General features: G+C 71.6%; 20 protein-coding genes. 5 read left to right on the top strand and 15 right to left on the bottom strand.

Going from position 1 to position 26186, the window contains the following annotated elements; all coding sequences use genetic code 11:
- Positions 1–328 precede the first annotated feature (328 nt).
- The 6 genes from O1Q96_RS03540 to bldG form a co-directional block, all read right to left on the bottom strand.
- Positions 329–526, bottom strand: a complete 198-nt coding sequence (locus tag O1Q96_RS03540; protein WP_217458949.1) for a hypothetical protein — start codon at positions 524–526, stop codon at positions 329–331.
- Positions 527–949: 423 nt separating this feature from the next.
- Entirely contained in the window at positions 950–2479 is a 1530-nt protein-coding gene (locus O1Q96_RS03535; RefSeq protein WP_269246808.1) for a DUF7059 domain-containing protein, read from the bottom strand.
- Between the two features lie 238 nt (positions 2480–2717).
- Positions 2718–3308 carry a small secreted protein gene (locus O1Q96_RS03530; protein ID WP_269246807.1) on the bottom strand — a complete coding sequence of 197 codons (591 nt, stop codon included), beginning with the start codon at positions 3306–3308 and terminating at the stop codon, positions 2718–2720.
- 203 nt (positions 3309–3511) lie between these two features.
- The gene (locus O1Q96_RS03525; protein ID WP_269246806.1) at positions 3512–5917 is read right to left on the bottom strand and encodes a sodium-translocating pyrophosphatase; all 2406 of its coding nucleotides are present in this window, start codon (positions 5915–5917) and stop codon (positions 3512–3514) included.
- Between the two features lie 567 nt (positions 5918–6484).
- Complete coding sequence (locus tag O1Q96_RS03520) at positions 6485–6928, bottom strand: ATP-binding protein (RefSeq protein ID WP_269246805.1); 444 nt, start codon at positions 6926–6928, stop codon at positions 6485–6487.
- A gap of 149 nt (positions 6929–7077) precedes the next feature.
- Complete coding sequence (gene bldG, locus O1Q96_RS03515; RefSeq protein WP_003975386.1) at positions 7078–7419, bottom strand: anti-sigma factor antagonist BldG; 342 nt, start codon at positions 7417–7419, stop codon at positions 7078–7080.
- An 80-nt stretch (positions 7420–7499) separates the two neighbouring features.
- On the opposite strand from bldG, the gene O1Q96_RS03510 reads away from it, so the two are divergent.
- The gene (locus O1Q96_RS03510; protein ID WP_269246804.1) at positions 7500–10046 is read left to right on the top strand and encodes a DEAD/DEAH box helicase; all 2547 of its coding nucleotides are present in this window, start codon (positions 7500–7502) and stop codon (positions 10044–10046) included.
- Positions 10047–10248: 202 nt separating this feature from the next.
- Here O1Q96_RS03510 and O1Q96_RS03505 read toward each other — a convergent pair whose 3' ends face one another.
- The 7 genes from O1Q96_RS03505 to ssd all read right to left on the bottom strand — a co-directional run bounded on the left by O1Q96_RS03505 (position 10249) and on the right by ssd (position 15564).
- On the bottom strand, positions 10249–10686 hold the full coding sequence (locus tag O1Q96_RS03505; RefSeq protein ID WP_331276100.1) for an Rv3654c family TadE-like protein: 438 nt from the start codon (positions 10684–10686) through the stop codon (positions 10249–10251).
- Positions 10687–10742: 56 nt separating this feature from the next.
- Complete coding sequence (locus tag O1Q96_RS03500; RefSeq protein ID WP_269246803.1) at positions 10743–11177, bottom strand: TadE family type IV pilus minor pilin; 435 nt, start codon at positions 11175–11177, stop codon at positions 10743–10745.
- Positions 11164–11400: a DUF4244 domain-containing protein gene (locus tag O1Q96_RS03495; protein WP_419586418.1), complete on the bottom strand. Its 237-nt coding sequence runs from the start codon at positions 11398–11400 to the stop codon at positions 11164–11166. Before O1Q96_RS03495 ends, O1Q96_RS03500 begins: the two co-directional genes overlap by 14 nt.
- A gap of 78 nt (positions 11401–11478) precedes the next feature.
- Positions 11479–12309 carry a type II secretion system F family protein gene (locus O1Q96_RS03490; protein ID WP_269246802.1) on the bottom strand — a complete coding sequence of 277 codons (831 nt, stop codon included), beginning with the start codon at positions 12307–12309 and terminating at the stop codon, positions 11479–11481.
- Positions 12306–13157, bottom strand: coding sequence for a type II secretion system F family protein (locus O1Q96_RS03485; RefSeq protein WP_269253456.1), 852 nt, complete (start codon positions 13155–13157; stop codon positions 12306–12308). The genes O1Q96_RS03490 and O1Q96_RS03485 overlap by 4 nt, the downstream gene beginning before the upstream one ends.
- A gap of 20 nt (positions 13158–13177) precedes the next feature.
- On the bottom strand, positions 13178–14464 hold the full coding sequence (locus O1Q96_RS03480) for a TadA family conjugal transfer-associated ATPase (RefSeq protein ID WP_269246801.1): 1287 nt from the start codon (positions 14462–14464) through the stop codon (positions 13178–13180).
- A complete protein-coding gene (gene ssd, locus O1Q96_RS03475; protein WP_269246800.1) occupies positions 14461–15564 on the bottom strand; it encodes a septum site-determining protein Ssd in 1104 nt (367 codons plus the stop codon). The genes O1Q96_RS03480 and ssd overlap by 4 nt, the downstream gene beginning before the upstream one ends.
- Before the next feature lie 573 nt (positions 15565–16137).
- Between ssd and O1Q96_RS03470 the strand changes: the two genes are divergently transcribed.
- Positions 16138–16962: an HAD family hydrolase gene (locus O1Q96_RS03470; RefSeq protein ID WP_269246799.1), complete on the top strand. Its 825-nt coding sequence runs from the start codon at positions 16138–16140 to the stop codon at positions 16960–16962.
- A gap of 396 nt (positions 16963–17358) precedes the next feature.
- On the opposite strand, the gene O1Q96_RS03465 is transcribed toward O1Q96_RS03470, so the two are convergent.
- Positions 17359–18207, bottom strand: a complete 849-nt coding sequence (locus tag O1Q96_RS03465) for a Fic family protein (RefSeq protein WP_269246798.1) — start codon at positions 18205–18207, stop codon at positions 17359–17361.
- Between the two features lie 230 nt (positions 18208–18437).
- On the bottom strand, positions 18438–19730 hold the full coding sequence (locus O1Q96_RS03460) for a polysaccharide deacetylase family protein (protein ID WP_269246797.1): 1293 nt from the start codon (positions 19728–19730) through the stop codon (positions 18438–18440).
- Positions 19731–19999: 269 nt separating this feature from the next.
- Between O1Q96_RS03460 and O1Q96_RS03455 the strand changes: the two genes are divergently transcribed.
- From O1Q96_RS03455 to nhaA, 3 genes are all read left to right on the top strand, one after another.
- Positions 20000–22360, top strand: a complete 2361-nt coding sequence (locus O1Q96_RS03455; protein WP_269246796.1) for a bifunctional SulP family inorganic anion transporter/carbonic anhydrase — start codon at positions 20000–20002, stop codon at positions 22358–22360.
- Between the two features lie 131 nt (positions 22361–22491).
- On the top strand, positions 22492–24507 hold the full coding sequence (acs, locus tag O1Q96_RS03450) for an acetate--CoA ligase (RefSeq protein ID WP_269246795.1): 2016 nt from the start codon (positions 22492–22494) through the stop codon (positions 24505–24507).
- A 225-nt stretch (positions 24508–24732) separates the two neighbouring features.
- Positions 24733–26169: a Na+/H+ antiporter NhaA gene (gene nhaA, locus O1Q96_RS03445; RefSeq protein ID WP_419586417.1), complete on the top strand. Its 1437-nt coding sequence runs from the start codon at positions 24733–24735 to the stop codon at positions 26167–26169.
- Positions 26170–26186: the final 17 nt, after the last annotated feature.

Below are 26186 nucleotides of genomic sequence, written 5' to 3'. Positions count from 1 at the left end.
CGACGCAGGGGGTCTCGCCCCAGGCCTGGAACCCGGGGCTCGGGTCATGCTGACGCTGCGGAGTGTGACGGTACATCCCGCCCCCGTGTCAAACGGGAAAAGCCCGCAACGGCCACTCGAACGGTAACCCGACTCCCGCCATTCCTGCCGCCCGGAGTGCCGACCTGCCGTTTCCGGGCCATCCGGAGGGTGACCTCTCAATTACCGGAGAGGAGGGGCGCGGGAGGTGTCGATCATGGCCGTACCCGCCGGAGGGCGGCGATTCCCGGACACCGCGGGCGGCGTTCCCCGGCCGGGGAAAGGCCCGTGCGTGTCGGTGGCCCGGCACTCAGGTGCGGGTGAAACACCACACGGCGAGGAACACGGCGGCCATCCCGGCGAAGCCCGCGACCGCCGCCGAGGCGACGGGATTCACTTCGTGGGCGATGGGGGCCCGCTGCCGCAGCCGGACCGCCGTCCACAGCAGCAGCCCGCCTCCGAACAGGGCGAACACCGATCCCGTGAAGATCGCCGGTCCGCTCTCCATGGCTCGTCCCTTCGCCCGTTCGTGCCCCGGGTCGGACGCTGGCACCTCCGGGAGACCGGGATCCCAACCCCGGGTGAACGGGAGGCGGACAGCGCTGTGCGGCCCGATGCGGAATCAATCACACCGCGACCGCATCCTCCGCACAGGGCCGGCCACCGCACCTGCCGGAAGTCGGCCATCTCTCGAATGGAGTCCGTCACACCGCACGGGAAACCGCTCGTTCCCCTTCGTTCCCCTTCGTTCCCGTGCCGACGCCACGGTCCACCGCTCGACCGGATACGACGCCGGCCTGAACGCCGAACCCGGCTTCCCCCGGGCTCCGCGCCGCGTGCCGTGCCACGGCGGGCCGCACGCCGGCGCCGGGCCCGGCTGTGCCGTCGGTGCCGGGCCCGGCCGTGCCGCCGGTGTCGTCCGCCCCGGACGTCACTGTGCGGGTTCGATGAAACCCTGCTCGACCAGCAGCCGGATCTGGGCGGGCGTCCGGTCCCGGAGCAACACCGGGTCCTCTCCGACCAGTTGGGCGATGGCGTCCAGGATCCGCCCCGCGCTCAGCGTGCCGTCGCAGACGCCCGCGAAGCCGGCGCCGACCGTGTCCACCTTCGTGGCCCGCCGCATGCCGCGGTGCTGGCGCAGCACGACGTGCTCCGGGTCCTCCGCGCCGGGCAGTCCCACCTGCTCCTGCACGATCTCGTCGGCGAGCCTGAAGTGCCCGGCGAGCAGGGCCGCGTCGTCATGCGCACGCAGATAGTCCACCCGCTCGAAGTGCGCGCGCACGGTGTCGCCGAGCGGCTGCTCGACGGGGTGCGGCCACTCCTCCAGGACGACCGAGGGCAGCTCGGCCCCCGACCTGCGCAGGGTGATCCAGCCGAAGCCGACGGCCTTCACCTTCCGCGCCTCGAACTCGTCCAGCCAGGCGTCGTACCGGGCCTGGTACTCCACGGAGTCGCCGTGGTGGTCGCCCGCGTCGCGCAGCCACAGCTCCGCGTACTGCGTGACGTCCTGGACCTCGCGCTGCACGATCCACGCGTCACAGCCGCGCGGCACCCAGGAGCGCAGCCGGTCCTGCCAGTCCTCACCCTCCACGTGCTGCCAGTTGGCCAGGAACTGCGCGTATCCCCCCTCGTTCAGACGGGCTCCCGCCTCCTGAACGAGCGTGCGGCACAGATCGTCCCCGCCCATTCCGCCGTCGCGGTAGGTGAGCCGGGCGCCGGGCGAGATCACGAAGGGCGGGTTCGAGACGATCAGGTCGAACGTCTCGTCGGCCACCGGCTCGAAGAGGGACCCCTGACGCAGATCGGCCGCCGGAGCCCCGGAGAGGGCGAGCGTGAGCGAGGTGATGTGCAGCGCACGGGGGTTGAGGTCGGCCGCGCTGACGCGTGTGGCGTGCTGTGCGGCGTGCAGCGCCTGGATTCCGGAGCCGGTGCCGAGGTCGAGCGCGGAGGCGACGGGGGTGCGCACGGTGACGCCCGCGAGGGTCGTGGAGGCGCCGCCCACGCCCAGTACGACGGCGGCACCGGTCTGCGTGCTCCGGCTGCCGACGCCACCGGCCCCGCCGACCGCGCAGCCCAGGTCCGAGACGATGAACCAGTCCTCGCCACCGGGCCCGCCGTACGGCCGTACGTCGACCGCCGCCGCGACCTCGTCCCCGCCGACGCGGATCAGCCAGCCGCTCTCCAGGCAGTCCTCCACCGGCAGGACGTCCACCACGCGCGCGTACGGCACGGGGTGCTGGAGCAGGAACAGCCGTACGAGCGCCTCCAGCGGGGAGTCGCCCCTGGTCGCCCGGAGCGCGGGCACGGTCTCGCTGCGCGCCAGTGCCGCGTAGGCGGGGGCGCCGAGGAGGTCGAGCAGACCGTCGGCGCTGAAGGAGGCGCCCAGGAGGGCGTCGCGCAGCCGCGCGATGACGTCGGTGCGGTCGGACGAGGGCAGCGGTGCCAGGCTGGTGTTACTCACCCGCCCATTGTGACGCGCAACCGGCGAAGGGCGGGCGCGCCGCTACCGCCGCGGACGATCCTTCCGCGGAGCGGGGCCCGTGCGCGCCCCACGGTGCGGAACAGGTCGCCGTCGGCGAGGCAAACAGGTGAGCCGCCCGACAGCGCCGGGCGGCTCACCGAAGTACCTGGCCCCGGAGGGCGCCCCGGCGCCGGGAGGGCGCGAGCGGCGCCCCGGCTCCGGGAGGCGACGCCGAGGGTCAGCTCTTCGTCGCCGAGGCCGAGGCGGACGCGCTCTTGCAGCTCTCCTGCTTGGCCATCGCCTTGCCCACGTCGCCCTCCTCCAGCTTCTTGAGGGCGTCGTTGCCGCTCTGACTCAGCTTGTCCAGCTGGGTGGCGATCCCCTTCAGACCGTCGGCGAACTTCGCCTGGTCCTTCGTGTCGAGGTCGTCGACCTGCTTCTTGAGGTCGGCGTACGACGAGGAGATGGTGTTGAGCTCCTTGACGGCGTCCGTCTGCTTCTTCTCGCCGTTCTCCACGTCCGGGGCCCCGGCCTTGTTCACGGCCGTGCCGATCGCCTTGTAGGCGTCGGACATGTCCTGGAAGGCCTGCGAGTCGGTCTTCTGCACGTCCGCCGGAGTGCTGTTGTCCGAGGTCTGCTTCTGGATCGCGGTGTTGGCGGCCTCGATCTTCTTCGCCTGCGGCTGCACCGCGTCGCAGACCTCCTTGGCCCAGGAGTTCAGCTTGTCACTGCTGTCGTCACTGCTGCATCCAGACATCGCCAGTACCAGTACCGCACCGCCGGACAGTGCGGCCGCGAGCTTCTTGTTCACCGGATTGGTCCCTTCCATGGCTCTCGGCCCCGGAACATACACGCCGAGCGGGCGACCCCACCGTGACGAACATCCGTTTGGACCACTATTGAAGCCATTTGCACCAAGCGAGATATGGCTCACGAACAGGGCGCGCACACAGACGGACGGGCGGACGGCGCGTCAATACGCGCCGCCCGCCCGTCCGTTGAGCCGAACCTGGCCAGGTGATGGCCCAGGTGTTACGAAACCACCGCCGGATCAGCCGACTTGGCCACCCGCTCGGAGTTGCCTTCGTCACCCACCGCGATGCCGCGCCGCTTGGACACGTACACCGCGCCCACGATGACGGTGAGCGAGAGCACCGCGATGAGAACCCGCATGCCCACGCTCTTGTCCTCGCCGTAGCTGAATTTGACCACCGCGGGCGCGATGAGCAGCGCCACGAGGTTCATCACCTTCAGGAGAGGGTTGATCGCCGGCCCCGCGGTGTCCTTGAAGGGGTCGCCGATCGTGTCGCCGATCACCGTCGCGGCGTGGGCCTCACTGCCCTTGCCGCCATGGTGGCCGTCCTCGACGAGTTTCTTGGCGTTGTCCCACGCGCCACCGGAGTTGGCGAGGAAGACCGCCATCAGCGTGCCGGTGCCGATGGCGCCCGCGAGGAAGGAGCCGAGTGCGCCGACCCCGAGCGTGAACCCGATCGCGATCGGCGTCAGTACGGCGAGCAGACCCGGCGTGGTCAGCTCGCGCAACGCGTCCTTCGTACAGATGTCGACGACGCGCCCGTACTCGGGCTTCTCGGTGTAGTCCATGATCCCGGGATGCTCTCGGAACTGCCGCCGCACCTCGTAGACCACGGCCCCGGCGGACCGCGACACCGCGTTGATCGCCAGCCCCGAGAAGAGGAAGACGACCGCGGCGCCCGCGATGAGCCCCACCAGGTTGTTGGGCTGTGAGATGTCCATCATCAGGTTCATCGGTGCGCCCGGGCCCGAGACCTTCTCCCCCACGTCGTTCGCGGCCGTGAGGATGGCATCCCGGTACGAGCCGAAGAGCGCCGCCGCCGCGAGTACGGCGGTGGCGATGGCGATGCCCTTGGTGATGGCCTTGGTGGTGTTGCCGACGGCGTCCAGGTCGGTGAGCACCTGCGCGCCCGCGCCCTCGACGTCGCCGGACATCTCGGCGATGCCCTGCGCGTTGTCGGAGACCGGGCCGAAGGTGTCCATCGCGACGATGACACCGACCGTGGTGAGCAGACCGGTACCGGCCAGGGCCACCGCGAACAGCGCCAGCATGATCGACGTGCCGCCGAGCAGGAAGGCCCCGTACACGCCGAGGCCGATCAGCAGAGCGGTGTAGACGGCCGATTCGAGACCGAGCGAGATTCCGGCGAGGACGACGGTGGCCGGGCCGGTGAGCGAGGTCTTGCCGATGTCCTTCACCGGGCGACGGGTCGTCTCGGTGAAGTAGCCGGTCAGCTGCTGGATCAGCGCGGCCAGCACGATGCCGATGGCGACGGCGAGGAGGGCGAGGATCCGCGGGTCGCCCGCGTTGCCGAGGATGGCCTCGTCCGTGACTCCGTCCAGGTCCGCGTACGAGGACGGCAGATAGACGAAGACCGCCACGGCCACCAGCGCCAGCGAGAACACCGCGGAGATGAAGAACCCACGATTGATGGCACTCATCCCGCTGCGGTCCGCACGGCGCGGAGCCACCGCGAAGATGCCGATCATCGCGGTGAGCACGCCGATCGCGGGCACGATCAGCGGGAAGGCGAGCCCGGCGTCGCCGAAGGCCGCCTTGCCGAGGATCAGCGCGGCGACGAGCGTGACGGCGTACGACTCGAAGAGGTCGGCGGCCATGCCTGCGCAGTCGCCGACGTTGTCACCCACGTTGTCGGCGATGGTCGCGGCGTTGCGCGGATCGTCCTCCGGGATGCCCTGCTCGACCTTGCCGACGAGGTCGGCGCCGACGTCGGCGGCCTTGGTGAAGATGCCTCCGCCGACACGCATGAACATGGCGATCAGCGCGGCGCCGAGACCGAAGCCCTCCAGGACCTTCGGCGCGTCGGCCGCGTACACCAGCACCACACAGGAGGCGCCCAGCAGACCGAGCCCCACCGTGAACATGCCGACGACGCCGCCCGTGCGGAAAGCGATCTTCATGGCTTTGTGCGAGACGGCGGTGAGATCCTTTTCGGGCTCACCCTCCGCCGGAGTCGCTTCCCGTGCCGCGGCGGCCACGCGCACATTGCTGCGTACGGCGAGCCACATACCGATATAGCCGGTGGTCGCCGAGAACGCCGCGCCGATCAGGAAGAAGATCGATCGTCCGGCGCGCTGATTCCAGTCGTCCGCGGGCAGCAGCATGAGCAGGAAGAACACCACGACGGCGAAAACGCCGAGCGTTCGCATCTGCCGGCCCAGGTAGGCATTCGCGCCCTCCTGGATCGCCACCGCGATCTCCTTCATGCTTTCGGTGCCCTCGCCCGCGGCGAGTACCTGGCGTACCAGGACCCCGGCCACGACAAGCGCCGCAAGGGCGACCACCGCGATGACGATCACGATGAGTCGGTTGTCGTCGGTCAGTACCGCAGCTGCGAGGGTTGTGGGCTGGTCAAACTGATGAGGGGTAGAAAGCCCCGCCATTCGTCCTCCTTGACGCTTGGACCGAGCTCAAGATGTGGACGGATTGTAGGTACCGGAACCTGATCAAAACAGTGCGCGGTAAGCGGAATTGGCCTTCACGTGCTCTTCAGCAAATGATCCATGGACCGCCGCGGGACCCGAAAGCAGTAATGCCTCAAAAGCATTGACGCCAGGTCGATTGCCATGCGGCGCGACGTAAGGCTGATCGTATTGTTGATCGTAATCGAGATCGTGAATTCATTCACGAAAAACGCGTGGCTTGATCCGGTGACGGATGAGGAGCCGACCGGGCCGTGCCGAGTGGCTGTCGGCCCGTCCGCGGGTCCGGGACACAGGACGGTACGGAGCTGCCGCCGGGGCGGCCGACGAGGGCCGGGCGATCCCGGGGACACCGAGCGGTGCCGACGCGGGCCCAGGGGCGGCCGGAGGGCGGTAGGGCGGCGCCCAGGAGGGCCGCTCCGGAGGCAACGGGCCGGGGTTCGGGCCGGACATGCGCGGCCGGACATGCGAAAGGGCCCTGGTGAGCAGGGCCCTTTCGCACAGGTTGGGGCAGTACCGGGGGGTGGATCAGGAAAGGAGCACGGCCGGCGGCGTGGTCGGCCAGCTCATCCTGATCAGTCCGCCGTTCTCACTGGCGGTCACTTCCACGTCGTCGACGAGGCCGCTGATGACCGCGAGGCCCATCTCGTCCTCCTCGGTCTCGACGTCCGCGCCGTCGCTTCCGCCATGGGCGCCCGGTGTCTTGTCACCGGGAACCGTGTGCGGTGCCTCGTCGCCGACCTCGATGGAGAACTGCTTCTCCTCCTCGATCAACGACACCCGCACCGGCGCCGAGATTCCGCCGCTCTGGTGCAGGCCGACGGCCCGGGTGCAGGCTTCGCCGACGGCGAGCCTGACCTCGTCGAGGACGGCCTCGTCCACTCCGGCCCTGCGCGCCACCGCTGCCGCCACCAGTCGGGCGGTCCTGACGTGCTCGGGCAGCGCACTGAAGCGGAGTTCAACGGTGGCCATGCATCCCCCTCGGAACTACGGGCGTGCGGTCGGGGGGCCGGGTCGCCGAGACCCGACCCCCCTCCATTGACTTCTGCCTCCCGGGCCAGGCCCGGGATCCGGCTGTCGGCGACTGACCGGCCAGTCAGGGACGGGCCGGACGACGGCCGCTAGTCGGTGGCCGCCACCGCTTCCTCGACCGAGGTGTGGATCGGGAACACCTTGGTGAGGCCGGTGATGCGGAAGATCTTCAGAATGCGCTCCTGGTTGCAGACCAGCCGGAGCGAGCCCTCATGGGCACGCACCCGCTTCAGGCCACCCACGAGCACGCCGAGACCGGTGGAGTCGAGGAAGTCCACGCCCTCCATGTCGACGACAAGATGGAAACTGCCGTCGTTCACCAGCTCGACCAGCTGTTCGCGCAACTTGGGCGCGGTATATACATCGATTTCGCCACCGACCTCGACGACCGTACGATCGCCGACGGTACGGGTCGACAGGGACAGGTCCACGGATCCTCCAGCACCTTGCTATCGAGCGGTCATCCCAAGGGACACCTCGGCGGAGCCCCCGGGACGGTTCGCCAGCCGCGATGGCATTCAATCACTTACCGGCAGGCGTGCACGACGCCTTGGGTCCATTGTCCGTCACGCCAGTGACACACTCGATGCCGATGGCCGAGAATCTCCGACCCGATCGAACCTCGACGGACACCGCATCCCGCCCCTCGCCGGGCGAGATCCTGGACCGGCTCGCCTCGGGGCCGAGCCGGGCTTCGCGCATCACTCATACGGAGCACTTGCCCCCACGTGCGGGTCGCCATGCAGTGTGGCCCGACCGGATCCGTTCGGAAGTCGTCGCCGCCGTGGCGTCCGCCGGTGTCGAACACCCCTGGGCCCACCAGGCGCTCGCCGCCGAGCACGCCCTGGACGGCGAATCGGTGATCGTCTCCACGGGTACGGCCTCCGGCAAGTCCCTGGCCTATCTCGTCCCGGTCCTGTCCACCCTCCTCGACGGTTCCGAAGCGCCGAACGGCCGCGGCGCGACCGCCCTGTACCTCGCGCCGACCAAGGCCCTCGCCGCAGATCAGCGGCGATCCGTGAAGGAACTTTCACATCCTCTGGGCCACGCCGTGCGCTCCGCGGTCTACGACGGGGACACCCCGGTCGAGGAACGCGAGTGGGTACGGCAGTACGCCAACTACGTCCTCACCAACCCCGACATGCTGCACCGCGGGATCCTCCCCTCCCACGCCCGGTGGGCCTCCTTCCTGCGCGCGCTGCGCTATGTCGTCATCGACGAGTGCCACACCTACCGAGGTGTCTTCGGGTCACACGTCGCCCAGGTGCTCCGCCGGCTGCGCCGCCTGTGCGCCCGCTACGGCTCCTCCCCCGTCTTCCTGATGGCCTCGGCGACAGCCGCCGAGCCCTCGGTCGCCGCCTCCCGCCTCACCGGCCTTCCCGTGGTGGAGGTCGCCGACGACGCCTCACCGCGCGGCGAGCTGGTGTTCGCCCTCTGGGAGCCGCCCCTCACCGACCTGCACGGCGAGAAGGGCGCCCCCGTCCGTCGCACCGCCACCGCCGAGACCGCGGACCTCCTCACCGACCTGACCGTCCAGGGCGTCCGGTCGGTCGCCTTCGTACGGTCCCGGCGCGGGGCCGAGTTGATCTCGGTGATCGCCAAGGAACGGCTCGCCGAGGTCGACCGCTCCCTGGTGCGGCGCGTGGCCGCCTACCGCGGCGGATACCTCCCCGAGGAACGCCGCGCCCTCGAACGTGCCCTCCACTCCGGCGAACTCCTCGGCCTCGCCGCCACCACCGCCCTGGAACTCGGCATCGACGTCTCCGGGTTGGACGCCGTCGTCATCGCCGGCTACCCGGGCACCCGCGCCTCCCTGTGGCAGCAGGCGGGCCGCGCGGGCCGCTCCGGGCAGGGGGCGCTGGCGATCCTGGTCGCCCGCGACGATCCGCTGGACACGTTCCTCGTCCACCATCCGGAGGCCCTGTTCGACCAGCCGGTGGAGTCCACCGTCCTCGATCCGGACAACCCGTACGTCCTCGCGCCCCACTTGTGCGCCGCAGCGGCCGAACACCCCCTCACCGAGGAGGATCTCGTCCTCTTCGGACCGGCCACGGCAGAGCTGCTGCCGCAGTTGGAGGCCGCGAAGCTGCTGCGCCGCCGCACGAAGGCGTGGCACTGGACGCGCCGGGAGCGGGCCGCCGACCTGGCCGACATCCGCGGCGGAGGCGGCAGCCCGGTGCAGATCGTGGAGGCCGGTTCCGGACGGCTGCTGGGCACGGTCGACGCCTCGGCCGCCCACACCACCGTCCACGAAGGCGCGGTCCACCTCCACCAGGGCCGTACGTACCTGGTCGACGAACTCCTCCTGGACGACTCGGTCGCCCTGGTCCAGGAGGCCAACCCGCCGTATTCGACGGTCGCCCGCGACACCACCGCCATCTCCGTCCTGGAGACGGACGTCGAAGTCCCCTGGGGCGACGGCCGCCTGTGCTACGGCTCCGTCGAAGTCACCAACCAGGTCGTCTCCTTCCTACGTCGTCGTCTCATGACCGGCGAGGTGCTCGGTGAGACGAAACTCGATCTGCCTGCCCGCACGCTCCGTACGCGGGCCGTGTGGTGGACGGTCACCGAGGACCAGCTCGACGCCGCCCGGGTGAATCCCGAGATCCTGGGCGGTGCCCTGCACGCCGCCGAGCACGCGTCGATCGGCATGCTTCCGCTCTTCGCCACCTGCGACCGCTGGGACATCGGCGGTGTCTCCGTCCCGCTGCACCCGGACACACTCCTGCCCACCGTCTTCGTGTACGACGGTCACCCCGGCGGCGCGGGCTTCGCGGAACGTGCCTTCCACACCGCCCGCGAGTGGCTCACCGCCACCCGCCAGGCCATCGCCTCCTGCGAGTGCGAGGCGGGCTGCCCGTCCTGCATCCAGTCCCCCAAGTGCGGCAACGGCAACGAACCGCTGCACAAGCGGGGGGCTGTGCGCCTGCTGACCGTCCTCCTGCGCGACGCCCCGGAGGCGCACACCGGAGAAGAACCGGAGGTGCGTCGCGGAGAGGAACCGGTGGAGCGCCGCGCGGAAGAACCAGGGCACCGCGAGGAGGGGCGCACCAAGTAGTCGGGCATCTCGTCGGCACCGGAACCAGGTCACGCCGTCGGCCAGGAGGGCGTCACCGGCAAGGTGCCGGCAGCCACGGAGGGCCAGTGCCAGGGGGGCGTGGTCCTGGCCCTCGCCTCCCCCCTCCGCTCGCCCCGGATTCCGGCCGGCGCCGGTTCCCCAGGGGTGACCTGAGGCACCGGAGTTATGGAACCCGGTGCGGTCACCGGACCCACCGGCTGCCCGGCCCCACGGGGCCGTCGGGGCCGACGGGGCCGACCGGTTCGCCCGATGGCCCAAGGCCAGGCGGCCCGCCCGGTGTCAGGGGCCCGGCCGGGCCGGCCCTCGACCTCACCTCGGCGGTCAGCGGCCCTCTTCCCGCCGCGACCGTGACGTCCGAGATGTCACCCCGGACCGCGCACCGCACGATCCGGGTGCCCTGGGCCCGCGCCACCCGGTCCGCCAGGGCACACGCCCGCGTCCCGCCGTCCGTCCAGTGGTCGGCCGCCGCGAGGGCCGCCAAGTCGGCAGCGCCGCCCGCACGATGACGGACCACCACCGCCTGCCCCATCGCGAGCACGGCGCCGAAGACCACGCACAGCATCGCGAGCGCACCCACGGTCCAGACGGTCGCCGACCCCCGGTCCGACGCCGGCCACAGAGCACGTGGTCCCTTACGCGTCCCGAGGCCTGCCCTTCGCGCCCGTCCCCCTGTTCTCACCGGGCCGCCCCCACCGTCTCCTCGGCGAGGGCCGTGGCCTCCTGGCTCAGGTCGAGGGCCAGCGCGTCAGGCCCCGGTGTGTCGGCCTCGACCCGCACGCGCACCAGGTCGCCCTCCCTCCGGACGAAGACCCGGGCTCCGCCCGGCGCCGCCTGCCGGGCGGTCTCCATGACCGTGCCCGGCGGTTCCTGCCGGGCCGCCGCACGGGCGCCCGCCCGGGCCGCGTCCACGCACTGGATCAGCGCGGCCGCGGCCAGCAACGCCCAGACCAGGGCCATCGTGAACGCGACCAGCACCGGCAGCACCACGGCCGCCTCCGCCGTCACGAAACCGCCGTCACCGGCCGCCGGGGGCGGGCCCGGCCCCCGGCCCCGGCCGGGATCGGCCCGCCCGGTGACCGAAGCCGTCGCCCCTGCCTCAGAACTGCCCATTGAGCGCCCGCCCCACGATGTCCTGCAGAGCACCGCGCACCTGCCCGCTGGTCAGCACCTCGTAGAGCAGCGCGGCGAACCCCACCGCCGCGATCAGTCCCATCGCGTACTCGGAGGTGACCATCCCGGCATCCCGCCGCGCCACCCGCGCCCGCCCCGCACAGGCCCTGCCCACAAGGACCCACGCCCGCACCCGCATACGTACCCGCACTGCCTTGTCCATCCGAACCCCCGTACAGCTCTGTTCCGTTGACCTTCATCACTCGTCCATGGCTCGTCGTGCAGCCCTTTCAGCCGGTCGTCAGTCGCCTCCTCCCAACACGCCGCCCGCCAGCCCGAGCACCACCGGCAGTACGCCGATCGCGATGAACGCGGGCAGGAAACACAGCCCCACGGGGGCGGTGATCAGCACGCCCGCCCGTCGCGCCCTGGCCGTGGCGGCACGCCCGCGTTCCGTGCGGGCCTCGGAGGCGAGGCGCGCCACCGGTACCGCCGCCGGCACGCCCGACTCACCGGCCCGCTCCAGCAGCCGGGCCAGTGGCCGGGCCCCGGGCAGCGCTGCCAGTCCTCGCCACGCCTCGCCCGGTTCGCCCCCGAGCCGCACCTCGGCGGCTCCCCGCGCCAGGCGCTCCCCCACGGGGCCGTCCAGCGCCTCACCCACCGCCCGGGCGGCCAGGACGGGACTCGCGCCCGCAGCGATGCAGGCGGCCAGCAGATCCGCGGCGAGCGGCAGTTGCCGCTCGGCCCGCGACGCGTCGAACTCCTCCACCGGCGCCGGTCTCCGCTGCCACCGCCACATCCCGAACCCGGCCGCAAGTCCCACCACGGCCCCGGTCGCGCCGCCGACGAAGACCCAGCAGGCGCTCACGGCACCGACCACCGGCAGCCATCGCCGCACGGCGCCACGCATCTGTGAGCGCCGCCCGGTGGAGATCCGCCCCGAGAGGATCCGTCCCCCGGAGACCGGTCCCGCGGACGATCCGGCCTCACCGGCCCACCGCGCCGACAGCGCCTTCGACCGCCTGCGCGTCCGCCGCTCCCGCCGCGCGTGGCTCAAGGCCCGGGTCAGCGCCCACACCGCCGCCACCACGCACACCGTCACCCCCAGCCTGTGGACTACCTCCGTACTCATCCCGCCTCCGCTCCCCGTACGATCCGCAGCGCCCACCACAGTCCGGCGCTCTCCAGAAGGCCGCCGACCAGCAGACAGCCGAGGCCCGCGCCGGTGTGCAGCACGACGTGCAGCGGGTCGGCCCCGAGCGCGGTGCCCAGGAGCAGCCCGAGCACCGGCAGCCCCGCGAGCAGCACCGCCGTCGACCGGGCGCCCGCCAACTGGGCACGCAGGTCGGCACGCTGGTCACGCTCCGCGCGCAGTGCCCCCTCCAGCCGGCCGAGCCCGGCCGCGAGTCCGGCGCCCCGGTCCACAGCGACGCGCCAGCACGCGGCGAGGCCCAGCAGTCCCTCGGCCCCGGGCTGCCGGGCCGCGTCGGTGAGTGCGCCCGGCACGTCCCCGCCGAACCGGGCCGCCGCCAGGACCACCGCCTGCGCGTCCCCGAGCCCTCCCGAGTCCCGGGCGGCGCCCAGCAGGGCCTCACCCGGCTGCCGCCCCGCCCGGACCTCCCCGGCGAACGCCCCGCACAGCGCGATCACCGAGTCGGCCCGCCGCTCCCTCGCCCGCCGCGCCGCTCCGGCCCGGCGGGCTCGCCGTACCAGCGGAACTCCGAGCCCGCCCAGGACCACCGGCACGACGGACGTCCCCAGCAGGGCGACCAGCACTCCGGCGACCAGTGCCCACCACTCGCCGTGCGTCGCGTGCAGCCGCCGCAGTCGCTCCCCGGTCCGTGTCGCCCGCTGCCACGAGGGCGGCCCGGCCCCCGCCTCTCCGCCACCCGCGCACAGCAGTTGAGCCCGTCGCGACCCCGGCCCCGGCCCGCCCATCAGCCAGGCCGCCGCTCCGGCACACGCCATCGCCGCGCCCATCGACACCTCGGCGATCCCCGTCACAGCCCCTCCCTCCGCCCGCCCGCGTCATCGATGCCACCGAGCAGCTCCCGCAGCCGCTCCCACCCACGCCCGTACGAGAAGGCCCTGGCGCCCCACCGCAGCGCCGGCACCGTCACGACCAGCCCGGCCGGATCGCGCTCCAGGACGTGCACCTCGGCGATCCGCCGCCGTCCGGCCCGGTCGCGCACGAGATGGAGCACCACGGACAGCGCGGCCGCCACCTGGCTGTGCAGCGCCGCCCGGTCGAGCCCCGCGGCCGTGCCCAGCGCCTCGAGCCGGGCCGGCACTCCCGAGGCCGCGTTGGCGTGCACGGTCCCGCAGCCACCTTCGTGCCCCGTGTTCAACGCGGCCAGCAGCGCCACCACTTCAGGTCCACGCACCTCACCGACGACCAGCCGGTCCGGCCGCATGCGCAGCGCCTGGCGCACCAGGTCCTGGAGCGTGACGAGCCCGGCGCCCTCCTGGTTTGGGGGTCTGGATTCGAGCCGTACGACGTGCGGATGGTCGGGGCGCAGCTCCGCCGAGTCCTCGGCGAGCACGATCCGCTCGCCCGGTCCGACGAGGCCGAGCAGGGCGCTCAGCAGCGTCGTCTTGCCGCTGCCCGTGCCGCCGCTGATCAGGAACGAGAGTCTCGCGTCGAGCAGCGCCCGCAGCAGCCGGTCCCCGCCGGGCGGTACCGTCCCCGCGGCCACCAGTTCGTCGAGCGTGAACGCCCTCGGCCGTACGACCCGCAGCGACAGGCAGGTCGAACCGACGGCGACCGGTGGCAGCACCGCGTGCAGTCGGGTGCCGTCGGGAAGCCTGGCGTCCACCCAGGGGTGCGCGTCGTCGAGCCGCCGTCCGGCCACGGTCGCGAGGCGCTGTGCCAGGCGTCGTACGGCCGCCGCGTCCGGAAAGGGCACCGCTGTCAGTTCCAGGCCGCCGCCGCGGTCCACCCACACCCGGTCGGGCGCCGAGACCAGCACGTCGGTCACCGAGGGGTCGTCGAGCAACGGCTCCAGCGGCCCGCTCCCGATCAGCTCCGACCGCAGGCGCTCGGCCGCACCGAGGACTTCGGCGTCCCCGAGCACCCGCCCCTGCTCCCGCAGAGCCTGCGCCACGCGCGCGGGGGTCGGTTCGCCGCCGCTCTCGGCGAGCCACTGCCGGACCCCGTCGAGCAGCCCCGTGTCGGCGGACACGCTCACGCCCGTCGGCCGGCCCGCCGGCGAACCGATGCCCGTGCGCCCGCCCGGCGGCCCCGCCTGCACGGGCGCCGTGCCCCGCAGGCCCGTGCCCCCGCTCATACGCCGCCTCCGGCAACCGCGGCCCGCTCCCAGAACGCCGAGCAGAAGCGCGCGAGCGGCCCGCGGCCGTCCCCGCCGGGCGGAGCGCCCCGCTCCTGGGCCGCCGGCAGCCCCGGTTCCCCGGGCACTTCGCCCATGAGGGGCAGTCCGAGGAGCCGTGCGACCTCCCGGTCGTCCAGTCCTGGCGCGTACGGCCCGCGGACCGCGACGCGCAGGTCCCGCAGGACCATGCCGACCGCGGACGCCACTCGCCCGGCCGCCGCGACGGCGCGCAGCTCGGCGGGGACCACGAGCAGCCCCAGGTCGACCTGTGCGAGGGCCTCCGCGGCCCCTTCGTCGATCCGGCGCGGCAGATCCACGACGACCGCCCCGCCGCGCCTTCTGGCGGCGGCCAGGACCGCCCGGACGGCTTCGGGCGCGATGGTGACGGAGTCGCCACGGTCCCAGCTGAGGACCCGCAGGGCGTGCAGTGAGGGCAGCGACTCCTCCAGGGCTCCGCCGCCGACCCTCCCGTGCGAGGCGGCGAAGGCCGGCCAGCGGAGTCCTTCCGCGGCTTCTCCGCCGAGCAGTACGTCGAGTCCGCCGCCCAGTGGATCCGCGTCGACGAGGAGGGTGCGCCTTCCCTGGCGCGCCGAGGTGACCGCCAGCGCGCAGGCGAGCGTGGACGATCCGGCGCCTCCGCGGCCGCCGATCACGCCGACGGTCAGGGCGGGCGGTCCGACTCCCTCGGCCACGTCGGCGATCCGGTCGACCAACCATTGTTCGCCATCCGGCAGCAGCAGCACATGGTCGGCGCCGATCTCCACGGCCCGTCGCCAGACCCCGGCGTCGTCCTGATCCCGCCCCACCAGAACCACGCCACGTCTGCGCGCGGCGCCCCGCACCCGCCGCGCCGCGTCGTCGCCGACGAGCACCAGAGGTGCCGTGTCCCAGCCGCCGCCCCGCTCCGGCACGCCGTGGTGGACTTCCGGCCGGGCGCCGGCCGCGGCGCACAGCCGCAGCAGGTCGTCCAGCAGATGCGCGTCCTCCGTGACGATCAACGGTCCGCCCTGCCGCCCCTCGGCGGCCGACGGCCGGTCGTGTGTGATGGCCCCCGTCATGCTCTCCAGCTCCCCTCGCTGCTTGCTCGCGGAGCCCCTGCGGCCCCGCGATTCCCGCTCGTGCGCGAGAACCGGCAACCGGTCCTCCATATGAACCGCCGATACGAACCGGCCATAGCCGCCGGACAAACGGAACCGGCCATGAACTTCCGCGAGCGGTACGCGCTGGAATCACGGTGCAGCGATGCTGGAAATCGTGTGGATCTTGGTCGATAACTGTGGACAACTAGACGGTTGTGAATATCGCCTTCACCCAAACAGGTGACCGTTGTACGACTTCCCTAGCGCAGTGCGTCAACTACACACAGTGACCAATCCTGTGCGGGCGCAGAGAAACGCCGGGCCCCGCAGTGCGGGGCCCGGCGTCCTGGAAAACGGAAGGGAAAACCCATCCGGACATGCGACGACCCCCGCCGGGGGGGAGAGCGGGGGTCGTCCCCACGGTCTGACTCGGGGGGGGAGGAGCCGGACCGGGTTAGCACGGTCGCGAACGATCCGTGACTTCCATGGTGTACCCGAGAGGCCTCTCAGGCAAACCCACGCGCCCCACACTAGCCCGAATGGCGGGCGCATATGCTCAACCCCGTGGAAAACCACTCCTTGCCTCGTACAGCGGCCTTCTTTGACCTGGACAAGACGGTCATTGCGAAGTCGAGCACGCTCACCTTCAGCAAGTCGTTCTACCAAGGCGGCCTGATGAACCGCCGGGCGGTGCTGCGTACCGCATATGCCCAGTTCGTCTTCCTCGCGGGCGGTGCCGACCACGACCAGATGGAGCGCATGCGCGCGTACCTGTCCGCGCTGTGCCGCGGCTGGAACGTCCGACAGGTGAAGGAGATCGTCGCCGAGACCCTGCACGACCTGATCGACCCGATCATCTACGACGAGGCCGCCTCCCTCATCGAGGAGCACCACATGGCGGGACGCGACGTCGTGATCGTCTCCACGTCCGGGGCGGAGGTCGTCGAGCCGATCGGTGAGCTGCTGGGCGCGGACCGGGTGGTGGCGACCCGCATGGTCGTGGGCGACGACGGCTGCTTCACCGGCGAGGTGGAGTACTACGCGTACGGCCCCACGAAGGCCGAGGCGATCAAGGAGCTGGCCGCGTCCGAGGGGTACGACCTCGCGCGCTGCTACGCGTACAGCGACTCGGCGACCGACGTCCCGATGCTCTCGGCGGTCGGCCATCCGCACGCCGTGAACCCGGACCGCACGCTGCGCCGCGAGGCCACCGCGCGCGGCTGGCCCATCCTCGACTTCCACCACCCGGTGCGGCTCAAGCAGCGGCTGTCCGTACCGCCGCGGCCGGCGCTCGTGGCCGCGGCGGCGATAGGAGCGGCGGCGGCCACGGCGGGCCTGGTCTGGTACGCCAGCCGCCGTCGCGCGGCGGTGGGCTGAGCCCTCCGGGGTGCCCCTGCCGCCTCCCCCGTCCGCGCCGCCCCTCCTGACACGGCCCTCAGGGCCGGGCGACCGATTCACTCCCTTTGGGCATAAAAGTAAAGAAGTACAGGGAGGGGTTCCGCTTCCTCCGGTCCAGGAGTACAAAGGGGTTAACGGCCCGCGAGACCAAGGACATCCGAAAGGATCACCTTCAAACGCAAACCGAGGCCCCACGGACCGAGCATGAACACCGGGCACCCACGCGACGTCGACCCGTCGATTACGGGCCAGCCGCACCAGGTGACGGGCAACAGTTCCCGACCTGATGGGCAAAACTACGAGGACGCTTGGTACCCCAGTGAACATGCCAGCGGCGGTACGGAAATCCGTACCGCCGCAACCCTGTTCAGGGGCCTATGCGGCGCCTCGCTGCAGCGCCTCGCACACCGCCGTCGACTCCCTGGCTCCGAGTTCGACCGCCTTGCCGCAGTGGGCGATCCAGGCCGCCATCCCCTCCGGGGTCCCGGAGGCGTAGCCGTCGAGAGCGGCGGCGTAGGCCGCCCGGCCGAGTTCCGCGTGACCGACCTCCGGCGGGCAGACCGACTTGGGGTCGAGACCGCTGCCGATCAGGACGATCCGTTCGGCCGCGCGCGCGACGAGGCCGTTGTGGGAGCCGAAGGGGCGCAGCGCGAGGAGTTCGCCGTGCACCACGGCGGCGGTCACCAGGGCGGGTGCCGAGCTTCCCGCGATGACCAGCCGCGCAAGACCGTCGAGGCGGCCCTCGACCTCCGCCGCGTCCGGCACCGGAAGCCCGATCAGCGGCGGCCCGGCGGCGCCCGCCGCGGTCTCCGTGACGGGTTCCCCGTCCTGCCGCGGACGCCCGACCGTGTCCCCGTTGTCGGCGGCGGCCACCAGGTGCAGCCTCGCCAGTACCCGTAGGGGCGACTGCCGCCAGATGGACAGGAGTTCGCCCGCCTCCGCGGTCAGCCTGAGGGCCGCGCCCACCACCCTGGCCTCGTCGTCGCCGCTGAAGTCGGTCCTCCGGCGCACCTCTTCGAGGGCCCAGTCGGCACCGGACAGCGCCGCCGATCCCCGGGAGCCCCGCAGAGCGGCCTCCCCGGTGATCTCGTTGCTGCGGCGCCGCATGATGCGGTGCCCGTAGACGCGGTCCACGGCCTTGCGCACGGACTCGACGGATTCCGCCACGCCCGGCAGCGAACCCAGCGCCGCGAGGGGGTCGGCGTTCGCACCTGTCGTACTCATGGGTACGACCCTACGCACACCCGGCCCCCACCCCGCTGACGAGTGGTCTTCTTCACGTCCGACAGCCCTCGGACGCGGGCACATCACTACGCTTCATGAACATGATGGTCACCGGCCTCCTTGAGGTGAGGCCGGCGACGACCTGCCGCCGACGGTCGGTCACTCGGACCGGGTGCGTGCCGCGGCCCCGGCCGGTCCGGGCGGATGCCCGCCCGGACGCCTGCCAGGAGCTACGGCCTGCCCGCCGGCGCGCCCGGCACGCCCTTCGGGGCCGGAGCGGGCCGGTCGGACAGGAACGACGCCCAGTCCTGCTCCGGAGCCTGGCCCACCTTGAGGGTGCGGAGCTTGTCGAGGGTCTTGGGGTCCTGGGCGTCGAGCCAGTCGGCGAGCTGCCGGAAGGAGACACAGCGCACCTCGCGCTGGGTGCAGACGCGTTCGATGGTCTCCTCGACGGCGCGCATGTACGTGCCGCCGTTCCAGGACTCGAAGTGGTTGCCGATGATCAGGGGCGCGCGGTTGCCGTTGTAGGCGCGGGAGAAGCCCGCGAGCAGGCCGTCACGCATCTGGTCGCCCCAGTACGCGTGTTTGGCGGGATCGCCCTTGGACGTGGTGCCCGACTGGTTGACCATGAAGTTGTAGTCCATGGTCAGCGTCTCGAAGGCACGGCCCGGGACCGGAACCAGCTGCAACGACAGGTCCCAGAGGCCCTTCTTCTTCTTGGGCCAGACCTGGTTGTTGACGCCGCTGGTGTCGTAGCGGAAGCCGAGCTCGCGGGCGGCGCTCATGAAGTTCTTCTGCCCCTCCAGGCAGGGCGTCCGGGCGCCGACGAGCTCCTTGTCGTAGTCGAAGGGCAGCGGGGAGGCGTCCCTCGCGCCCGTGTTGGTCTTCCAGGACTTGACGAAGGCCTTGGCCTGGGCGATCTCGTCCTTCCAGTCCTCGACCGACCATTCGCCCACTCCGCCCCCGCTGCCGCAGAAGTGGCCGTTGAAGTGCGTGCCGATCTCGTTGCCCTCGAGCCAGGCGCCGCGCAGCTGCTCCGCGGTGTCCTTGACGCCCTGCTCGTCATTGAAACCGATGTCGGAGCGGCCGGGTGAGTGCTGCGGCGGCCGGTACAGGTCGCGCTTCGCCTCCGGAAGCATGTACACGCCGCTGAGGAAGTACGTCATCGTCGCCCGGTTGTCCTTGGCCACCTTGCGGAAGTGCGAGAACAGCCGCTGGCTGTCCTCGCCGGCCCCGTCCCAGGAGAAGACCACGAACTGCGGCGGTCGCTGACCGGGCTTCAGCCGCTCGGCCCGGGGCTGCCGCGGCTGCGCGCCGGTGTACGCGGTGGAGCCGTCGCCGATCAGGCGGACCGCGTTCTTGGGCGCGGGCGCGGGTGCGCCCACGGCCTTCTTCGCGCCGTGCGCGCCTTCGTCCTGCGCGCCCTTCTTGGCACCGGTGCCGTCGAGCGCGCAACCGGCGAGCGCCGCGGCGCAGACAGCGGCGAGGGTGACGCCCGCGGTGATCCTCTGAGTGGCGGCCATGTTCCGCCCACCTTCTTCCTTCGATCGGGACAAAACAGACAGCGACGCCAAGATCGCAAGAGTCCGGGAAGAGGGCGGTGCGACAAGCCGATCAAAATGATTAATCACTCTCCGGAATGAACTGTTGACCCATTTGCGCTACTTTTTCTGAGACGTCCTTTACTCTCCATTACGATTCATTTACTGAGCGTTGATAAATCCCGCCGCTGTACGCCGTGACCCACGGCCGCGCCCCAAGCGACCGCGTAGCCCCGGAGGAGACGGGAACCATGCCTGCCTGCGTCCCCACCCGCACCGACGACTCTTCGCACACACCGGACGAGGGGCGGCCGCACAGCCCGCCCGGGCCCGGCCGCCGCGGCCCGCGCGTTCCCCGGATCCCCCGGATCGCGGCCGCCGACCTGTCCGCCTCGATCGCCGTCTTCCTGATCGCCCTGCCCCTGTCCCTGGGCATCGCCCTCGCCACCGGAGCACCACTGCAGGCGGGGCTCGTCGCCGCCGCCGCGGGCGGGCTCGTGGTCGGCCGGCTCGGCGGCGCCCCGCTCCAGGTGAGCGGACCCGCCGCGGGGCTCACCGTGGTCACCGCCGACCTCATCCAGAAGTACGGATGGCGCACGACCTGTGCCATCACCGTCCTCGCCGGACTGGCCCAACTCGGCCTCGGCCTCCTGCGGGTGGCCCGTACCGCCCTGGCCGTCAGCCCCGCGATCGTGCACGGCATGCTGGCCGGCATCGGCATCACCATCGCCGTCGCCCAGCTGCACATCGTGCTGGGCGGATCACCGAGCAGCTCGGTCGTCGACAACGTGCGGGAGCTGCCCGCCCAGCTGGCCCACCCGCAGGTGGCGGCACTTTCGATGAGCGCCCTGACACTCGCCGTCCTGCTGGTGTGGCCCCGGATCCCCGGACGCGCGGGACGGGTCCTGCGCACCGTGCCGGCCGCGCTCGTCGCCGTCACGGCGGCCACCGGGACGGCCGTCCTCGCCGGGCTCACCCTGCCCAAGGTGGACCTGCCGTCCTGGCGGAGCCACGCCCTGGCCGGACTGCCCGAGGGCCCGGCGCTCGGGCTCGTCGCCGCCGTGCTCACCACCACGCTGGTGTGCAGCGTCCAGTCGCTCCTCGGCGCCGTCGCCGTGGACAAGCTCACGGCCAGGCTGCCCGCCCAGCAGGGGCGCTCGGACCTCGACCGCGAGCTGCTCGGACAGGGCGCCGCCAACATCGTCTCGGGGTCGCTCGGCGGGCTCCCCGTCGCGGGCGTGGCCGTACGAAGCTCGGCGAACGTACAGGCCGGCGCCCTCAGCCGGAACTCCACGATGCTGCACGGCGTCTGGGTGGTGGTGGCCGCGCTGCTGATGGTCCCGCTCCTGGAGCTGATCCCCCTCGCCGCACTCGCCGCCCTGGTGATGGCCGTCGGCATCCAGATGGTGTCCCTGCACCACATCCGCACGGTCACCCGCCACCGTGAGGTGCTGGTGTACGCCGTCACCACGCTCGGCGTCGTCGTTTTCGGAGTACTGGAAGGCGTCACGCTCGGGGTCGCCATGGCCGTCGGCGTCGCCCTGCACCGCCTCACGCGTACCCGCATCACGCACGATGTGGGCCCCGACGGCGTCCACCATGTGCGGGTGCGCGGGCAGTTGACGTTCCTCGCCGTACCCCGCCTCAGCCGGGCGCTGCACCTGGTGCCACCGGGGGCCGAGGCCGTCGTCGAGCTGGACGGGTCCTTCATGGACCACGCGGCGTACGAGTCGCTGCACGACTGGCAGAGCGCGCACACCACGCGGGGCGGCACCGTCGAGCTGACCGGGCGCACCGGAGCACGGCTCACGGAACCGCACCTCAAGGACGGCCACGGGCCGACGTCGCACTGCCACTGCCGGCCCTGGACCCCCTGGCGCAACCATCACTGTGAGAACCCCGAGACACCGCCGCCCGGCAGGCGCCCCAGCGGGCATCAGCTGGCCAGCGGGATCAGCACGTTCCAGCGCAACACCGCGCCCCTGGTGCGCGACGAGCTGGCCCGGCTCGCCCGGGAGGGGCAGCGGCCCTCACAGCTCTTCCTGACCTGCGCCGACTCCCGGCTGGTGACATCGATGATCACCTCCAGCGGGCCCGGCGACCTCTTCGTCGTACGCAATGTCGGCAATCTCGTGCCGCCGCCCGGCGAGGAGAGCGGCGACGACTCCGTGGCGGCCGCGATCGAATACGCGGTGGAGGTGCTGCAGGTGCGGTCCATCACCGTGTGCGGGCACTCCGGATGCGGGGCGATGCAGGCACTGATGAACACCGAGCCGGGAGGCGCCCGGACGCCGTTGAAGCGGTGGCTGCGGCACGGACTGCCGAGCGTGGAGCGGATGTCGGCGAAGAACCGGCCCTGGACACGCATCGCGGGACGGGCGCCCGCCGACGCCGTCGAGCAGCTCTGCCTCACCAACGTGGTGCAGCAGCTGGAGCATCTGCGGGCGCACGAGGCCGTGGCGCGGGCCCTGGAGGAGGGCGCGCTCGAACTGCACGGGATGTACTTCCACGTGGGTGAGGCCCAGGCGTACCTGCTCACGGAGGCCACGCCTCACGAGGGTGAGGTCTTCGACCGGGTCGCGGCGACGGCCCTGCACGACACCCCGGCCTGAACCGCTCCCGTCCCGCGTCCGTGGAAACGAGTGGCCCCCCGTGTCCGCGGGCGGGCCACACGCACACACGACCCCGGGAACAGGTCTAAACCAATTCTCGGACGGCCCTTGTCACCAGGGGCCCGCGTCTGATGAGCTGTGGCCTGGGACACAACGGTCGCCCACCGGCCCAGCACCGTAAGGGAGATGTCGTGAGCAACGAAAGCCTGGCCAACCTGCTCAAGGAAGAACGCAGGTTCGCGCCGCCCGCCGACCTGGCCGCGAACGCCAACGTCACGGCGGAGGCGTACGAGCAGGCCAAGGCTGACAGGCTCGGCTTCTGGGCCGAGCAGGCACGCCGGCTGACCTGGGCCACCGAACCGACCGAGACCCTGGACTGGTCGAACCCGCCGTTCGCGAAGTGGTTCAAGGACGGCAAGCTCAACGTCGCGTACAACTGCGTGGACCGGCACGTCGAGGCCGGGCACGGCGACCGCGTCGCCATCCACTTCGAGGGCGAGCCGGGTGACAGCCGCACCATCACCTACGCCGAGCTCAAGGAAGAGGTCTCCAGGGCCGCCAACGCCCTGACGGAACTGGGAGTCGGGAAGGGCGACCGGGTCGCCGTCTACCTGCCGATGATTCCCGAGGCCGTCATCTCGATGCTGGCCTGCGCCCGGATCGGCGCCGCGCACTCCGTGGTCTTCGGCGGCTTCTCCGCCGACGCCATCGCCACCCGCATCCAGGACGCCGACGCCAAACTGGTCATCACCTCGGACGGCGGCTACCGGCGCGGCAAGCCGGCCGCCCTCAAGCCGGCCGTTGACGAGGCGGTCTCCCGGGTCGACGGCGTGGACAAGGTGCTCGTCGTGCGCCGTACGGGCCAGGAGGTCGCCTGGACCGAGGGGCGTGACGTCTGGTGGCACGAGATCACGCAGAAGCAGCCCGCCGAGCACACGCCCGAGGCGTTCGACGCCGAGCACCCGCTGTTCATCCTCTACACCTCGGGGACGACAGGTAAGCCGAAGGGCATCCTGCACACCTCCGGCGGATACCTCACGCAGACCGCGTACACGCACCACTCGGTCTTCGACCTCAAGCCGGAGACCGACGTCTACTGGTGCACGGCCGACATCGGCTGGGTCACCGGGCACTCCTACATCACGTACGGGCCGCTGGCGAACGGCGCGACCCAGGTGATGTACGAGGGCACGCCCGACACCCCGCACCAGGGGCGCTTCTGGGAGATCATCCAGAAGTACGGCGTGACGATCCTCTACACGGCTCCGACGGCCATTCGTACGTTCATGAAGTGGGGCGACGACATCCCCGCGAAGTTCGACCTGTCCTCGCTCAGGGTCCTCGGCTCCGTGGGTGAGCCGATCAACCCCGAGGCATGGATCTGGTACCGCAAGCACATCGGCGGCGACCGCACCCCGATCGTGGACACCTGGTGGCAGACCGAGACCGGCTCGATGATGATCTCGCCGCTGCCGGGTGTGACCGAGACCAAGCCGGGGTCCGCCCAGCGGGCACTGCCGGGCATCTCGGCGACCGTCGTCGACGACGAGGCGCGGGAAGTGCCCGACGGAGGCGGCGGCTACCTCGTCCTGACCGAGCCGTGGCCGTCGATGCTGCGCACCATCTGGGGTGACGACCAGCGGTTCATCGACACCTACTGGTCGCGCTTCGAGGGCAAGTACTTCGCGGGTGACGGCGCCAAGAAGGACGAGGACGGCGACATCTGGCTGCTCGGCCGGGTGGACGACGTGATGCTCGTGTCCGGGCACAACATCTCGACCACCGAGGTCGAGTCCGCGCTCGTCTCCCACCCCTCGGTCGCCGAGGCGGCGGTCGTGGGCGCGGCCGACGAGACGACCGGCCAGGCGATCGTGGCCTTCGTGATCCTGCGCGGCACGGCGACGGAGACCGAGACCCTCGTGGGTGAGCTGCGGAGCCACGTCGGGACGGTCCTCGGCCCCATCGCCAAGCCGAAGCGGATCCTTCCGGTGGCGGAGCTGCCCAAGACCCGTTCCGGCAAGATCATGCGCCGGCTGCTGCGCGACGTCGCCGAGAACCGCCAGCTCGGTGACGTCACCACGCTCACGGACTCGACGGTGATGGACCTCATCCAGACGAAGCTCCCGGCAGCGCCCAGCGAGGACTGACCCACAGCACTGCGGGGCACCCGGCGCAGGACGCGCCGGGTGCCCCTTCCACGTCTACCGTGAAGATCACCGGATCGACCCGGCCGTACCTTGGGTAGGCTCAGGAACGTCAACAACGCGACAGGAGAACCTCCGGGGTCCCGGAGTTCTCCAGAGCTTCATAGGTGCGCCGGGAAGTCTGGTCGGCATGTGCTCAGCCCTGCCCACCGACCGGAGGTCGACCCCGTGCCCGCGCCCGCCCCCTCCCCCACTCCCGGCGAAGACGGCCGTTCCACCAGGAACCACAAGGCCCTCGGCCGGCTCTCACTGCCCGAGCGGACCTTCGTCGCCGACGCGCTGCGCACCGAGACGGTCGGCGGCGTCCTCCTGCTCATCGCCGCCGTCGCCGCACTGATCTGGGCGAACTCCCCCGTCCGGGAGAGTTACGAGTCCGTCCGCGACCTCCATGTCGGTCCTGCCGCACTCGGCCTGAACCTCTCCGTCGAGCACTGGGCGGCCGACGGGCTCCTCGCGGTCTTCTTCTTCGTCGCCGGCGTCGAGCTCAAGCGCGAACTGGTCGCCGGTGACCTCAAGGACCCGCGGGCCGCCGCGCTCCCGGTCGTCGCCGCCCTCTGCGGGATGGCCGTGCCGGCGCTCGTCTACACCCTGGTCAACGTCACCGGCGGCGGCTCGCTCGCCGGCTGGGCCGTACCCACCGCGACCGACATCGCCTTCGCGCTGGCCGTCCTCGCCGTCCTCGGCACGTCGCTGCCGAGCGCCCTGCGCGCCTTCCTGCTCACGCTCGCCGTCGTCGACGACCTCTTCGCGATCCTGATCATCGCCGTCTTCTTCACCGACGACCTGAACTTCCCGGCGCTGGGCGGCGCCGCCGTCGGCCTCGCCGTCTTCTGGCTGCTGCTGCGCAAGGAGGTACGCGGCTGGTACGTGTACGTGCCGCTCGCCCTGGTCATCTGGGGTCTGATGTACAACAGCGGCGTCCACGCCACCGTCGCCGGCGTCGCGATGGGCCTGATGCTGCGCTGCACCACCCGCAAGGACGAGGGCGAGGAGCACTCGCCCGGCGAGCACATCGAACACCTCGTACGTCCCCTGTCGGCCGGCCTCGCCGTACCCCTGTTCGCGCTGTTCAGCGCCGGGGTCGCGGTGTCGGGCGGCGCGCTCGGCGACGTGTTCACCCATCCGGAGACCCTCGGCGTCGTCCTCGGTCTCGTCGTCGGCAAGACGGTAGGGATCTTCGGCGGTACGTGGCTGACGGCCCGCTTCACCAGGGCGTCGCTCTCCGACGACCTCGCCTGGCCGGACGTCTTCGCGGTGGCCTCACTCGCGGGCATCGGCTTCACGGTGTCGCTGCTCATCGGCGAACTCGCCTTCGCGGACGACGCCGCGCTCACCGACGAGGTCAAGGCCGCCGTCCTGACGGGCTCCCTGATCGCGGCCGTTCTGTCGGGGGTCCTGCTGAAGATGCGCAACGCCAAGTACCGCAGGCTGTGGGAGGACGAGGAGCGCGACGAGGACCTCTCCGGCGTCCCCGACATCTACGAACAGGACGACCCGGCCTACCACCTGCGCATGGCCGAGATCTACGAACGAAAAGCCGCCGAGCACCGAAGGCTTGCCGAAGTGACGGGCGGGGCAGGCGGGGAGCACGACGGTCCGGCATGATCTGACACGCACGGTCC

The organism is Streptomyces aurantiacus, from assembly GCF_027107535.1.
Lineage (GTDB): Bacteria > Actinomycetota > Actinomycetes > Streptomycetales > Streptomycetaceae > Streptomyces.
The sequence above is the reverse complement of the archived record's forward strand: the minus strand, read 5'-3'. Positions and strand labels throughout refer to the sequence as shown.